General features: G+C 72.8%; 14 protein-coding genes. 11 read left to right on the forward strand and 3 right to left on the reverse strand.

Features of this window, described 5'->3' with window-relative positions:
* Both E1166_RS24535 and E1166_RS24540 read right to left on the reverse strand, forming a co-directional pair.
* The coding region (locus tag E1166_RS24535; RefSeq protein WP_207914478.1) for a glucuronate isomerase at positions 1–523 on the reverse strand (523 nt) is incomplete at its 3' end.
* 18 nt (positions 524–541) lie between these two features.
* Positions 542–1,867 carry a Gfo/Idh/MocA family oxidoreductase gene (locus E1166_RS24540; protein ID WP_132342327.1) on the reverse strand — a complete coding sequence of 442 codons (1,326 nt, stop codon included), beginning with the start codon at positions 1,865–1,867 and terminating at the stop codon, positions 542–544.
* Positions 1,868–2,110: 243 nt separating this feature from the next.
* Between E1166_RS24540 and E1166_RS24545 the strand changes: the two genes are divergently transcribed.
* From E1166_RS24545 to E1166_RS24580, 8 genes are read left to right on the forward strand one after another with little or no spacing between them, the layout of a single operon-like run.
* On the forward strand, positions 2,111–3,247 hold the full coding sequence (locus tag E1166_RS24545; RefSeq protein WP_132342328.1) for a LacI family DNA-binding transcriptional regulator: 1,137 nt from the start codon (positions 2,111–2,113) through the stop codon (positions 3,245–3,247).
* Between the two features lie 6 nt (positions 3,248–3,253).
* Entirely contained in the window at positions 3,254–4,600 is a 1,347-nt protein-coding gene (locus E1166_RS24550) for an extracellular solute-binding protein (RefSeq protein ID WP_132342329.1), read from the forward strand.
* Positions 4,601–4,629: 29 nt separating this feature from the next.
* Positions 4,630–5,607, forward strand: a complete 978-nt coding sequence (locus E1166_RS24555; protein ID WP_132342330.1) for a sugar ABC transporter permease — start codon at positions 4,630–4,632, stop codon at positions 5,605–5,607.
* Entirely contained in the window at positions 5,607–6,488 is an 882-nt protein-coding gene (locus E1166_RS24560) for a carbohydrate ABC transporter permease (RefSeq protein ID WP_132342331.1), read from the forward strand. The genes E1166_RS24555 and E1166_RS24560 overlap by 1 nt, the downstream gene beginning before the upstream one ends.
* Positions 6,485–7,087, forward strand: coding sequence for a hypothetical protein (locus E1166_RS24565; protein ID WP_132342332.1), 603 nt, complete (start codon positions 6,485–6,487; stop codon positions 7,085–7,087). The genes E1166_RS24560 and E1166_RS24565 overlap by 4 nt, the downstream gene beginning before the upstream one ends.
* The gene (locus tag E1166_RS24570; RefSeq protein ID WP_243710496.1) at positions 7,084–7,932 is read left to right on the forward strand and encodes a PmoA family protein; all 849 of its coding nucleotides are present in this window, start codon (positions 7,084–7,086) and stop codon (positions 7,930–7,932) included. Before E1166_RS24565 ends, E1166_RS24570 begins: the two co-directional genes overlap by 4 nt.
* Positions 7,929–9,026: a sugar kinase gene (locus E1166_RS24575; protein ID WP_132342333.1), complete on the forward strand. Its 1,098-nt coding sequence runs from the start codon at positions 7,929–7,931 to the stop codon at positions 9,024–9,026. The genes E1166_RS24570 and E1166_RS24575 overlap by 4 nt, the downstream gene beginning before the upstream one ends.
* Positions 9,023–9,631, forward strand: coding sequence for a bifunctional 4-hydroxy-2-oxoglutarate aldolase/2-dehydro-3-deoxy-phosphogluconate aldolase (locus E1166_RS24580; protein WP_132263523.1), 609 nt, complete (start codon positions 9,023–9,025; stop codon positions 9,629–9,631). Before E1166_RS24575 ends, E1166_RS24580 begins: the two co-directional genes overlap by 4 nt.
* A gap of 31 nt (positions 9,632–9,662) precedes the next feature.
* Here the strand turns inward: E1166_RS24580 and E1166_RS24585 are convergent, their stop codons facing one another.
* Entirely contained in the window at positions 9,663–10,679 is a 1,017-nt protein-coding gene (locus E1166_RS24585; RefSeq protein ID WP_132263525.1) for a LacI family DNA-binding transcriptional regulator, read from the reverse strand.
* A gap of 150 nt (positions 10,680–10,829) precedes the next feature.
* Between E1166_RS24585 and E1166_RS24590 the strand changes: the two genes are divergently transcribed.
* The 3 genes from E1166_RS24590 to E1166_RS24600 form a co-directional block, all read left to right on the forward strand.
* Positions 10,830–11,981 (forward strand): Gfo/Idh/MocA family oxidoreductase, encoded by a 1,152-nt coding sequence (locus tag E1166_RS24590; RefSeq protein ID WP_132263527.1) that lies wholly within the window; start codon positions 10,830–10,832, stop codon positions 11,979–11,981.
* Positions 11,978–13,129 (forward strand): dihydrodipicolinate synthase family protein, encoded by a 1,152-nt coding sequence (locus E1166_RS24595; protein ID WP_132342334.1) that lies wholly within the window; start codon positions 11,978–11,980, stop codon positions 13,127–13,129. The genes E1166_RS24590 and E1166_RS24595 overlap by 4 nt, the downstream gene beginning before the upstream one ends.
* A gap of 41 nt (positions 13,130–13,170) precedes the next feature.
* Positions 13,171–13,789, forward strand: a 619-nt coding sequence (locus E1166_RS24600; RefSeq protein ID WP_207914480.1) for a TIM barrel protein, incomplete at its 3' end; no start/stop codon positions are given.

Here is a 13,789-nt window from a genome sequence, read left to right on the forward strand (position 1 = left end):
GCCCCAGGTCGTCCAGGGGCGACTCGGTGGTGGCCAGCACCTCGATACCGAACCGGGTGAACAGCGCCCGGGGCCGGAACTCCGGCTCGGCCAGCCGGGCGGCCAGCTCGTCGTAGACGGTGTCGGCGGTGGCGGGACTCAGCGGCGTGGTCACCCCGAACACACTGGTGAAGGTACGTTCCAGCCAGAGCCGGGACGGGGTGCCCCGGAACAGGTGCCAGTGCGCGGCGAATCGTCGCCAGATGCTCCGCCCGTCGGTCTCCACCGGACTGCCGTCCACCGTCGGCACCCCCAGCTTCGCCGGGGGGACGCCCTGGCTGAGCAGCATCCGGGTGAGGTAGTGGTCGGGCACGATGAGCAGTCGGGCCGGGTCGGGGAACGGCCGGTCCTCGGCGAGGATCGCCGGGTCCACGTGCCCGTGCGGGGAGATGATCGGCTGCGGCCCGGCCAGGGCGTACAGGGCCCGGGCGAGCCGGCGGACACCCGGGTCGGCGGGGAGGAGCACGTCGTCAGGGGTCGGCACAGGGCCTCCTCGGCAGGGTCAGGGCAGGGTGATCAGGTCAGCGACCCGGACCGGCTCACCGGTCTCCATGCAGCGGTTGGCCGCCAGGCCGGTCAGCAGGGCCAGCGCGCCGTCGCGGGCGGTGGCGGCGCGGTGCAGCGGGTCGGCTTCGCCGCCGAAGAGCACCCTCGTCATCCGGGCGTCCGCGCCGCCGTGGCCCTGGCGGGTGTGGCCCTCGACCGGGATGGCGGTCGGTGGCTGCCAGAACGGGCGCAGGGTGAGGGTCGCGCCGCCGGCCTCGACGGCGGCCTGGTCGCCGTGCAGCGCTGCGCCCTTGAGCGCGCCGGCCGCCGCCGGGCTGACGAAGTCGTTCTCGACGACCTCCAGTTCCAGCCGGCCGTGGCTGCCGTTGACCATCACCCGGTAGCCCTCCCAGGGGGCGTACGCGGTGAGGTGGTAGGTCATCGTCGCGCCGTTGGTGTAGCGGGCGAGTACCGCCATGTCGTCCTCGATGCTCACCCCGGGGGCGAAGACGTTGCGGTCGCGCTGGTAGCCGTCCTCGGTCTCGGCGTCGAGGTACAGCTCCCGCAGTCGGGGGTGTTCGGCCAGCCGCAGCGCGAACGGGTCGTCGGCCGCGGCGGGGGCGCCGTGTGCCCGGTCGTAGTCGCGGGCGTACCCGTGCCGGCGGCCGCTCTCGCCGTAGAAGAAGAGCCGTCCGGCGGCGTACACGTCGACCGGCGCGGCGTCCAGCCACCAGTTGACCAGGTCGAAGTGGTGGCTGGCCTTGTGCACCATCAGCCCGCCGGAGGTGGCCTTGTCCCGGTGCCAGCGGCGGAAGTAGTCGGCGCCGTGCCGTACGTCCAGCAGCCACTCGAAGTGCACCGACCCGATCTCGCCGACCGCCCCGTCGGCGAGCAGCCGGCGCACTTGCTCGTGCAGCGGGTTGTAGCGGTAGTTGAAGGCGACGGTGACCTGCCGGCGGGTCTCGGCGACCGCGTCCAGGATCCGCCGGCAGCGTGGGACGTCCACCGTCATCGGTTTTTCGGTGATGACGTCGCAGCCGGCGCGGAGCGCGGCGACGATGTACGCGTCGTGGGTCGAGTCGATCGTGGTCACCAGCACCACGTCGACCCGTTCCTTGGCGAGCATGGTGGCGAAGTCGGCGGCCGGGTACGTTGGCACGGCGGGGTGGCCCAGGGCGACCAGCCACCGGTTGTGGGCGTCCATCCGCCGCTGGTTGACGTCGGCGAAGGCGACCAGCTCCGCGGTGTCCGCGTGCTCGGTCACCAGCGCGCGGACGAACATCTCGGCCCGGGCACCGGTGCCGACCAGGGCGTGGCGACGCCGCCCGGGTGGTGATGACATGCGGTCGACCTCCCGCTCAGGCTGCAAAGGTTTGCAGCGAAGAAACCACGCGAACGGAGACCGCGTCAATGATCGCCGCCAATCCGGTGGCTTTTGCCCATATTGATGCGGACTTGTCGGGGTGCTGGGAGGCTCTTTGTCATCGAGCCGTAACAGTAAGCCGTTGACACTGGCGCAACCGTTTGCATTAATGGGCGGCACCGCTGTGACCGCAGCCACACGCCTGACGGGGGAGGTCCGCTCGTGCCAGCCACCATCCGCGACGTCGCGCGGGCCTCGGGCGTGCACATCTCCACCGTGTCCCGCACCTTCTCGGCACCGCACCTGGTGAATCCGGACACCCGGGTCAGGGTGCTGGCCTGCGCCGAGGACCTGGGCTACCGGCCCAACCGGGCGGCGCGGGCGCTGATCACCGGTCGGACGCACAACATCGGCCTGATCATCGCCGACATCGCCAACCCGTTCTTCCCGCCGCTGATCAAGGCGGCCGAGGGGCAGGCCCGGCATCGCGACTACCACGTCTTCGTGGCCGACACCAACGAGGACGCCGCCGCCGAGGAGGAGCTGGTCCACGCCCTGGCCAAGCAGGTGGACGGGGTGCTGCTGTGCAGCCCCCGGATGAGCAACGCCCTCATCGAGCAGGTCAGCCGGGAGGTTCCGGTGGTGGTGATAAATCGCCAGGTCGCCGGCCTGCCCTGCGTGGTGATGGACGTCGGGCAGGGCGCCCGCTCCGCGATCGAGCACCTGCTCGGCCTCGGCCACCGACGGATCGCGCTGCTCGGGGGCCCGCGCGGGTCCTGGACCAACCGGGAGATCCGACGGGCGGCCGGGGCCGCCGCCCGCTCCGGCGGTGCCGAGCTGACCGTGCTCGGCCCCAACCCGCCCACCGAGACCGGTGGCGGCGCGCAGGCCGAGCAGGTACGCCGCAGCGGCGTCACCGCCGTGCTCGCGTACAACGACCTGATGGCCATCGGGCTGATCGAAGGGCTGGACCAGCTCGGTCTGCGCGTACCGCAGGACGTCAGCGTGGTCGGGATCGACGACATCGCGCTGAGCCGGCTCACCCGCCCCAAGTTGACGACGGTGGCCACGCCGACCGCGGCCGCCGGCCGGACGGCCGTCGACATGTTGCTGCAACACGACCCCGAGCCCCGCCCGCGCGGCGGGGGACGGGCCGCGGCTGTCGGCGACCGTCGCACCACCGCACAGGTAATGCTCCAGACCGAGTTGGTCATCCGCGACTCGACCGGGCCCGTGCCGGGCTCCGGTCGAACTCGTTCCGGTGGTCCGTCGGCAGACCCGGGCCCGCACGCCGTGCGGAACTCGGCGGCCCGGTGGGTGTCACCGGTGACGCCGTCGCCTCCTAACGCCGAGGAGTAAGCACTGATGCACCCCGTCACGCCCCCCACCGCCGGCTCGCCGGCCGGCCCCTCCTTCCGTACCCTGGCAGCACCCCGCCGCCGGATCCTGCGCGGCGTGGTCGCCGCCGTGGTCGCCGCCCCGCTGATGTTCGGCGCGGCGGCCTGCGGCGACGACGGGGCCGCCCCCGGTGACGGCAAGGTCACGCTCTCCATCTTCTGGTGGGGCGGCGAGGGCCGGGCCAAGCTCACCGAGGACGCCCTGGCCCTCTACACCAAGAAGAACCCGAACGTGACCTTCGAGAAGACCTTCCAGGCCAACCAGGGGTACTTCGACAAGCTGGCCACGCTCACCGCCGGCGGCAACCCACCGGACATCTTCCAGATCGACGACAACTACCTCGCCGAGTACGCCGGCCGCAGCACGGTGCTGGACCTCACCAGCTACAAGGACTCCGGCAAGCTCGACGTGTCCAAGTTCCCCAAGAGCCTGCTGGAGTACGGCATCGTCGACGGCAAGCTCGCCGGCGTGGCGGCGGGGGAGAACACCCAGGGCCTGGTCTACAACAAGACGCTGCTGACCAAGCACGGCCTCCCGGAGCCGACCACCGGCATGAGCTGGGAGGAGCACATCGCCTGGGCCGAGCAGGTGACGAAGAAGACCAAGGTCCCCGGCACGCAGGACCCGAGCGCCGACTACAAGGCGCTCTGGGTGTGGCTGCGCCAGCAGGGCAAGGACCTGTACAAGGGCAAGGACCTCGGCTTCGACGAGGCGGACGTGACCCGCTGGTTCGAGCTGTGGAAGGGGGCCCGCGACCGGGGCGCCACCCCGACCCCGGACGTGATCCACGAGGGCAACTCCAGCGACATCACCAAGCAACTCGTGGTCACCGGCAAGTCGGCGACCTCCTGGGTCTGGGTCAACCAGATGCCCGACCTGAAGAAAAACACCTCCGACGATCTGGGTGTCGTGGCGTACCCGGGTGACCCGAGCGCCCAGTGGGCGCGAGCGTCGATGTACTGGTCGGTGTTCAAGGGCAGCAAGAACCGGGACGCCGCGGTCGACGTGATCAATTTCCTGGCCAACGACCCGGAGGCGGTGGCGCTGCTCGGCACCGACCGTGGTCTGCCCTCGAACATGGACCTGCGGGCCAAGGTCAGCGAAACCGTGACCGACCCGGCGATGAAGCAGTCGATCGCGGTCGAGACCGAGCTGGCGGCGACGTTCGGCCCCTCCCCGCAGGTGCCGATCAAGGGCCACAGCAAGGTCAAGTCCGAGCTGGTCAAGGCCGCGGAGAACGCTCAGTACGGCCGGGCCACCCCGGCCGAGGCGGCGAAGCAGTTCCTCGCCGCCTGCAAGTCCGCGATCGCCTGACCTCGCGGCTGACGGAAAGGAGCCGGCCCGTGGCCCTCACCACGGCCCCCGGCCGGACCGGACCCACCCGTTCCGCCCGGCCCCACGCCTCCCGGCGTGGGGCCGGGCGGGACCGGCACGGTGAAGGTCTGGCCGGCTACGTATTCCTCTCGCCCTGGCTCATCGGACTGATGGGCGTCACGGCGATCCCCATGCTGCTCTCGCTCTACCTCAGCTTCACCAACTACGACATCCTCACTCCGCTGTCCGAGGTGCAGTGGGTGGGGCTGGCCAACTACGAGCGGATGTTCACCGCCGACCCGTCGTACTGGCACGCGGTGCGGGTCACCCTCACCTTCGCGCTGGTGGCCGTCCCGCTGAAGCTCGCCGCCGCGCTCGGCGTCGCGCTGCTGCTCAACCGGGCCTGGCGCGGCGTCGGGCTGTTCCGCGGCCTGTTCTACCTGCCGTCGCTGCTCGGCGGCAGCGTCGCCCTGGCGATCGTCTGGGTGAACATGTTCAACCGGGACGGCGCGTTCAACTCGTTCCTGGCCATCTTCGGCATCGAGGGGCTGCCCTGGGTCAACGACCCGGAGTGGGCTCTGGAGACGCTGATGCTGCTGGCGATCTGGCAGTTCGGCGCCCCGATGGTGATCTTCCTGGCCGGGCTCAAGCAGGTGCCCAGCGAGCTGTACGAGGCGGCCTCGGTCGACGGGGCCGGCCGGGTCAGCCAGTTCTGGCACGTCACCCTGCCGATGCTCTCCCCGGTCATCTTCTTCAACCTGGTGCTGGAGACCATCAACGGCTTCCAGGGCTTCACCGCGGCGTTCGTGCTCAGCAACGGCACCGGCGGCCCGGTCGACTCGACTCTGATGTACACGTTGAAGCTGTACATCTCCGGTTTCACCGACCTGGAGATGGGCTACGCCTCGGCGATGGCCTGGGTCTTCCTGATCGTGATCGCGCTGATCACCACGGTCTTCTTCAGCACCGGGCGGTTCTGGGTGCACTACTCCGACGGGGAGCGGTGATGGTGGCGGTGACCTCGACGGCACGCCGGCAGGGAGTTCGCAGGCCGGGCGGACGGCAGGCCCTGCGGCTGGTCGTCCTGGTCGTGATCGTCGCGGTCGTGCTCTATCCGCTGCTGTGGATGGTCGGTACGTCGGTGAAGTCGCAGCAGGAGATCGTCAGCAACATCGGTCTGCTGCCGCAACGGTTCACGCCGGGCAACTACACCGAGGGGTGGAGCAACTTCGACCTCAGCTTCGGCCGGTTCTTTCTCAACAGCGCCATGGTCAGCCTGCTCACCGTGGTCGGCAACGCGGTCTCCTGCCTGCTGGCCGCGTACGCCTTCGCCCGGCTGCGGTTCCGGCTGCGGGGGATCTGGTTCGCCGTCATGATCGGCACCCTGTTGCTGCCCGGGCACGTGCTGATCGTGCCGCAGTACATCCTCTTCCGCAGCCTGGGCCTGGTCGGCGGCGACTGGCCGTACCTGCCGCTGCTGATCCCGCAGTTCCTCGCCACCGAGGCGTTCTTCGTCTTCCTGATGGTGCAGTTCATGCGCGGCATCCCCCGCGAGTTGGACGAGGCCGCCAAGATCGACGGCGCGAGCCCGTACGGCACCTTCCGGCACGTGATCCTGCCGCTGAGCCGCCCGGCGCTGGTCACCACCGCGATCTTCTCGTTCATCTGGACCTGGAACGACTTCTTCCGCCAGCTGGTCTTCCTGTCCAACCTGGAGGACTACACGGTGCCGGTGGCGCTGACCCTGTTCATCGACTCCACCGGCCAGAGCGCGGTCGGGCCGATGTTCGCCATGTCGGTGCTGTCGCTGCTGCCGGTCTTCCTGTTCTTCCTCGCCTTCCAGCGGATGCTCGTCGAGGGCATCAACACCAGTGGACTCAAGGGATGAGCGACACCGAACCCCGCCGGGACTGGCGGGACACCCTGCGCGACGCCACCGACCTGGCGCTGCTCGGCTTCCTGCTGGTGCTGGCCGCGCTGCCGCTGCTCACCCTCGCCCCGGCGGCGGCCGTCGCCAGCGCCGCCGTGCACGACCGGATCACCAACGGCGGCTGGCCGGCGCTGCGCACCACGGCGGCCCGGTTCACCCGGGCGCTGCCAACCGGCCTGACGGCGAGCGCCGTCGCGCTCGCCGTCGCCGTCGCCCTCGGCGCCGACCTGCTGGCGCTTGCCGCCGGGCGGGTCCCCGGCGGGCCACCCGCCCTGGCCGTCACCGCCCTGGTCGCCGCAGCCCTGACCGGGTACGCCGGGCTGGTCGTGGTGGCGGTCGGCCGCACCGGCGGGCGGGGCTGGCGGGACGCGGCCCGCGCGGCGGCGCGTACCGGGCTGGACCGCCCCGGCACCTGGGCCGCGGCGAGCGCGGTGTGTGTCCTCGCCGGACTGCTCGCCGCGCTGGTCACCCCGGTGGCGGTGCCGATCCTCGCCGGATACGCCCTGGCCGCACTGCACGCGGTCGCCCGACCGCTGGCCCGGGTGGTGACGCCGTGACCGAGGAACCGACCCTGCGGGTAGGTGACGTCGAGGTCGCCCGGTACGTGCTAAACCCCGACCTGGACCCCCGGCACGGCCCCCGGCCGTACCTGCACCCGGTCCGGACCATCGCCGGCACACCGGTCACCGACGCCTTCCCCGCCGACCACGTCTGGCACCTCGGGGCGTCCCTGGCGGTGCAGGACGTCGACGGCACCAACCTGTGGGGCGGCCGGACGTACGTACGTGGCAGCGGCTACACCTGGCGGGACGACCACGGCGTGATTGCCCACACCAACTGGGTCGACCGTGGCCCGGACCGGCTGGAACACCAGTTGCAGTGGCGCGACCGCGACGGCGGCGTGCTGCTCACCGAGCACCGACGGCTCGGCGCGACGGCGGTGGCGACGGACGTGTGGCGGCTCGACGCCGACTACACCCTCACCGCCCCGGCCGGACGGGACGTGCGCCTGGGCAGCCCGGCCACCAACGGCCGCCCCGGCGGGGCCGGCTACGGCGGGTTCTTCTGGCGGGCGGTGGCCGACGGTGAGCCTTCGGTGTTCACCCCGGACTCGGCGGGGGAGCAGGCCGCCAACGGCAGCGCCGCGCCCTGGGTGGCGATGACCGGGGTGGCACCGGGCGGTGGGGCGTACACCCTGGTCTTCACGGGGTTGGGCCCGGGTGACCGGTGGTTCGTGCGGACGGCGATGTACCCGGGTGTCTGCGTGGCTTTCGCCTTCGACCACCCGGCCGTGGTGCCGGCCGGCGGGGACCGGCGCGGCCGGCACGCCGTCCTGGTCGCCGACGGCACCCTGGACCGGACGCGGATCGCCGCCCTGCTGCACCACGGGGACGAGGCATGACCGGCGGGCACCCGGCCGGGCCGGGCCGGGACGCGACCGGTGGACCGGAGGTGGCCACCGTGGGCGAGACCATGGTGGTGCTCACCCCCGACCCGGTGGCGTCGCTGGAGCGGGCCGACCGGCTCGGCGTCTCGGTCGGCGGCGCGGAGTCCAACCTGGCCGTGGCGCTGGCCGGCCTCGGCCACCGGGTGGGCTGGGTGAGCCGGGTCGGCGACGACCCGTTCGGGCGGCGGGTGGTCCGGCACGTCACCGACGCCGGGGTGGACGCCCTGGTCGAGGTCGACCCGACCGCGCCCACCGGGGTCTACCTGAAGGACCCAGACCCGGGCCGGACCGCCGTGCACTACTACCGGTCCGGCTCCGCCGCCTCCCGGCTGGGCCCGGACGCGTTGGACGACCGGCGGCTGGCCGGGGTCCGGCTGCTGCACCTGACCGGGGTGACCGCCGCGCTCTCGCCGTCGTGTGCCGCGCTCGTGGAGTACGCGCTGACCGACCGGCCGCTGGGTGCGGCCCGGATCAGTTTCGACGTCAACCACCGAACCCGGCTCTGGCCGCCCACCGCCGCCGCGCCGGTGCTGCGCCGGCTCGCCGACCGGGCCGACGTGGTCCTCGTCGGGCAGGACGAGGCGGACACCCTCTGGGGATGCGCCGACCCGGCCGCGGTGCGTGCGCTGCTGCCGGGACCGGACCTGGTGGTGGTCAAGGACGCCGGAATCGGCGCGACCCTGCTGCCGCGCACCGGCCCTGCCGTGTTCGTGCCGGCGCTGCGGGTGCCGGTACGCGAACCGGTCGGCGCTGGCGACGCCTTCGCCGCCGGTTTCCTCTCCGGGCTGCTACGCGACCTCGCCCCCCGCGACTGCCTGCGGCTGGGCCACCTCTGCGCCGCACCCACCCTGACCGTCCCCGGCGACACCGCGCCGCCGCCCGGGCAGGAACTGGTCGGCCGGCTGCTCGCCCTGCCCGCCGCCGCCTGGGCGCAGCTCGACCCGGTGGGGGTCGGGCTGATTCCCGCCGTGCCGCGTCGCGCGGGCGGCAGCGATCCCGATGTGCCGCGTCGCGCGGGCGGCAATGATCCAGACAGGAGCAGCCGATGACCTCGCACGACTTCGCGCCGATCTTCGCCGGTGTCCGGGTGATGGTGATCCTGCGTGACCTGCCGGTGGCGGAGACCGTCCGCCTCGCCGAGCAGGCGTGGGAGCTGGGCATCGACGTGGTCGAGGTGCCGATCCGCACGCCGGAGGCCGGGCAGTCCCTGCGGGCCGCCGTCGCGGCCGGCCGGGAGCGGGGCCGCCCGGTGGGGGCCGGCACCGTCCGTACCCCCGCCCAGGTCCGCCTGGCGGCCACCGCGGGTGCCGCGTTCACCGTCGCGCCCGGGCTCGACCTGGCGATCGCCGACGCGGCGGTGACCTACGGCATCCCGCACCTGCCGGGGGTCGCCACCCCGACCGAGGCGCAGCGGGCCCTCGACCACGGGCTGGTCTGGCTCAAGGCGTTCCCGGCGGTGAGCCTCGGCCCGCAGTGGTTCCGGGCGATGGCCGGGCCGCTGCCGGAGCTGCGGTTCGTGGCCACCGGCGGGATCGACGCGGACAACGCGGGGGACTTCCTCGCGGCCGGTGTGAAGGTGGTCGCGGTCGGGTCGGCGCTGGCCGACCCCCGGCAGATCCCCCGGCTGGCGGAACTGGCCACCGCGCGGGCCTGAGCCGTTCCGCTCCCGTCGGCGCCGTGGTCGGTCAGCGCGGCGCGGGGCCGAGGCTCTCGCGGCGGACCAGGGTGGCGGGAAGCACCTCGACCCGGGGCCCGCCGCCGGCCGGGTCGAGGGCGAGGGTCATCGCCCGGGCCCCCAGCTCGACCAGGGGCAACCGGACCGTGGTCAGCGTCGGGGTGACGTCGGCGGCCACCGGCATGTCGTCGAAGCCCACCACCGACACCTGCTCGGGCACCCGGATGCCCCGCTGCCGCAGCAGGGCCAACGCGCCGACGGCCATCGAGTCGTTGAGCGCCACCAGCGCGGTCAGCCCGGGACAGGCGTCCAGCAGCGCGGCGGCGGCGCGGGCTCCACCGTCGCGGTCGAAGTCGGCGTAGCGGATGTGCTCCTCCGGCAGCGGCGCACCGGCCTCGGCCAGCGCGGCCCGCAGCCCGCCCAACCGGTCGGTGATCGTGGTCAGCACCTGGGGACCGGCGATCACGCCGATCTGCCGGTGCCCCAGGCGGAGCAGTTCTTCGGCGAGCAGTCGGCCGCCGACATCGTTGGCGGGCATCACCGCGTCGCCCGGGTGCTCGTGCCGGCCGACCACCGCGACCCGGCCGCCGGTGGCCTCGTACGCGGCCAGCTTCTCGGTGAGCCGGGCGGTGAAGTCCGCGTCGTGGTAGCCCGAACCGGCCAGCACGATCGCGGCGACCTGCTGGCCGCGGAGCATCTCGACGTACTCCAGCTCGCGCTCGGGGTCGCGGTAGCTGTTGCAGATGATCACCAGCCGCCCCCGGTCGGTGGCCACCCGTTGCAGGCCCCGGGTCAGCTCTGCGAAGTACGGGTCGGAGACGTCGTGCACCACCACGCCCACCACGCTGCGCTGCGGCCGGGCCAGCAGTTGGGCGTGCGCGTTCGGGACGTACCGCAGCTCGGCGACGGCGCGCAGCACCCGTTCGCGCAGCTCGTCGGCGACCGGTTTGCTGCTGCCGTTGATCACCCGGGAGGCCGTGGCGGGGGAGACGCCCGCGCGGCGGGCCACGTCGGCCAAGGTTGCCAACTGTCACCCCCGTGTGCGTCCGGCTTCCGCGCCCGGCGCGGTCGACGGACAGGCTACCGCAAGATCCTTGGGTGCAGGCTCTTGCCTGGCGTGCCGGGTCCCCCCTACGCTGCCAGGAAAGCGCTTACCTGAACACACGAAGGGACGACCATGACCCGAAGGTCGATCGGCATCATCGTCAACGGCGTCACCGGTCGGATGGGATACCGCCAACACCTGGTCCGGTCGCTGCTGGCCCTGCGTGAACAGGGCGGCCTGGCTCTGCCCGACGGCACCCGGATCTGGCCGGAGCCGATCCTCGTCGGCCGCGACGAGGGCCGGCTGCGCGCCGTGGCCGAGCGGCACGGGCTGACCGACTGGACCACCGACCTGACCGCCGCGCTCGCCCGCGACGACGCCGAGATCTACTTCGACGCGCAGGTGACCCAGCAGCGGGAGAAGGCCATCCGGCAGGCGATCGACGCCGGCAAGCACATCTACACCGAGAAGCCCCTCGCCGAGTCCAGCGCCGCCGCGATGGAACTGGTCCGGGCCGCCGACGCGGCCGGCATCCGCACTGGCGTGGTGCAGGACAAACTCTTCCTGCCCGGCCTGCGCAAGCTCAAGCGGCTGATCGACGGCGGCTTCTTCGGCCGGATCCTCTCCGTGCGCGGCGAGTTCGGCTACTGGGTCTTCGAGGGCGACTGGCAGCCCGCCCAGCGTCCCTCCTGGAACTACCGGGTCGAGGACGGCGGCGGCATCATCATGGACATGTTCCCGCACTGGCAGTACGTGCTGGAGGAGCTGTTCGCCCCGGTGCGCGCGGTCACCTGCCTCGCCGCCACGCACATCCCGCAGCGGGTCGACGAGGCCGGCCGCAGCTACCCGGCCACCGCCGACGACGCCGCGTACGGCATCTTCGAACTCGACGGCGGCGTCGTGGCCGCGCTGAACTCGTCCTGGTGCACCCGGGTACACCGCGACGAACTCGTCGAGTTCCACGTCGACGGCACCGAGGGCAGCGCCGTCGCCGGGTTGCGCCGCTGCCGGGTACAGCACCGCGCCGTCACCCCCAAGCCGGTCTGGAACCCGGACCTGCCCGCCACCGAGAACTTCCGGGCCCAGTGGACCGAGGTGCCCGACAACGATGAGTTCGACAACGGCTTCAAGGTGCAGTGGGAGGCGTTCCTGCGGCACGTCGTGGCCGGCGACCCGTTCGGATGGGACTTCCTCGCCGGGGCGCGTGGCGTGCAGCTCGCCGAGCTGGGTCTGGAGTCCGCCCGCGAAGGGCGCCGCGTCGAGGTGCCGGAGTTGAACCGATGAGCGTCACCGTCAACCTGCCCGGCGGCGAGACGTACCGGCTGCGCGGGGGGCAGGGCTTCGCGCGCCCCGCCGGGCCGTCGACCAGCCGGGTGGCGTACGCCGCCGCGCACGTCGTGGCGGACCCGGCCGCGGAGAACGTACCGGGTGCCCCGGCCGCCGTCGACTGGGAACGCACCCTGGCCTTCCGGCACCACCTCTGGTCGTACGGGCTCGGGGTGGCCGAGGCGATGGACACCGCCCAGCGCGGCATGGGGCTCGACCACGCCGCCTGCCGGGAACTAATCCGGCGTAGTGCCGCCGAGGCCCGCGCGGTGGGTGGGCGGATCGTCGCCGGGGTCGCCACCGACCAGCTCCCGCCCGGCCCGAGCGCGCTACCCCTGATCACCGAGGCGTACCTCGAGCAGCTCGCCGAGGTCGCCGCCGCCGGGGCGCGGCCGGTGCTGATGTGCAGCCGGCAGCTCGCCGCGACAGCGACCGGCGCGGAGGACTACCTCCAGGTGTACGACCGGCTGCTGACCGCTGCCGACCAGCCCGTCGTGCTGCACTGGCTCGGCGACATGTTCGACCCCGCGCTGGCCGGCTACTGGGGCTCGACCGACCTGGACGAAGCCACCGAGACCGTGTTGCAGTTGATCAAGGACCACCAGGCCCGGGTCGACGGCATCAAGGTCTCGCTGCTCGACGCCGAGCGCGAGGTCGACCTGCGCCGCCGGCTCCCCGAGGGGGTACGCCTCTACACCGGCGACGACTTCAACTACCCCGAGCTGATCCGGGGCGACGAGCAGGGACACTCCGACGCGCTGCTCGGCGTGTTCGCCGCGATCGCGCCGGCCGCCGCCACCGCGCTGGCCGCGCTCGACGCCGGCGACCTGGCCAGCTACGACGAGGTGTTCGCCCCGACCCTGCCGCTGGCCCGGCACCTGTTCGCCACGCCGACCTGGCACTACAAGACCGGCATCGTGTTCCTCGCCTGGCTGACCGGGCACCAGGACCACTTCACCATGCTCGCCGGGCAGCAGGCCGGCCGTTCCCCGGCGCACCTGGCTCGGCTGCTGGTCCTGGCCGATTCCGCGGGGCTGCTGCCGGACGCCGACCTGGCCGCCGCCCGGGCCCGGGCGTACTTCACCGTGGCGGGGGTGGCGCAGTGAGCGCTCCCGCCCCGGTGAGCCGGGTGGCTCCGGCCCCCGGGCTGGAACGGTTCTCCTTCAACCAGGCCACCGCGAAGCACTGGCCGCTGACCGAGGTGGTCGCCGGCTGTGCGGCGGCCGGGGTGCCGGGAATCGGCCTGTGGCGGGAGCCGGTCCAGGAGTACGGCCTGGACCGCGCCGCCCGGCTGGTCCGCGACGCCGGGCTGGAGGTCACCTCGCTGTGCCGGGGCGGGTTCTTCACCGCCCCGGGCTGGCAGGACGAGAACCGCCGGGCCATCGAGGAGGCCGCCATCCTCGGCACCCGGGAACTGGTGCTGGTCTCCGGCGGGTTGCCGGCCGGTAGCCGCGACGTCGACGGGGCCCGGCGGATGGTGGCCGACGCGATCGCCGAACTCGCCCCGGAGGCCGCCGCCGCCGGGGTGCGGCTGGCCATCGAACCGCTGCACCCGATGTTCTGCGCCGACCGGTGCGTGATCGCCACCCTCGGTCAGGCCCTCGACATCGCCGAGCGGTTCGACCCGGACGTGGTCGGGGTGGTGGTCGACACGTACCACATCTGGTGGGACGACAGCGTCTACCAGCAGATCGCCCGCGCCGGGCAGCGGATCGCCGCCTTCCAGGTGGCGGACTGGATCACTCCGCTGCCGGAGGGGGTGTTGC

The sequence above is a fragment of the Micromonospora sp. KC213 genome (assembly GCF_004348325.1).
In the GTDB taxonomy this organism is placed as follows: Bacteria; Actinomycetota; Actinomycetes; order Mycobacteriales; family Micromonosporaceae; genus Micromonospora.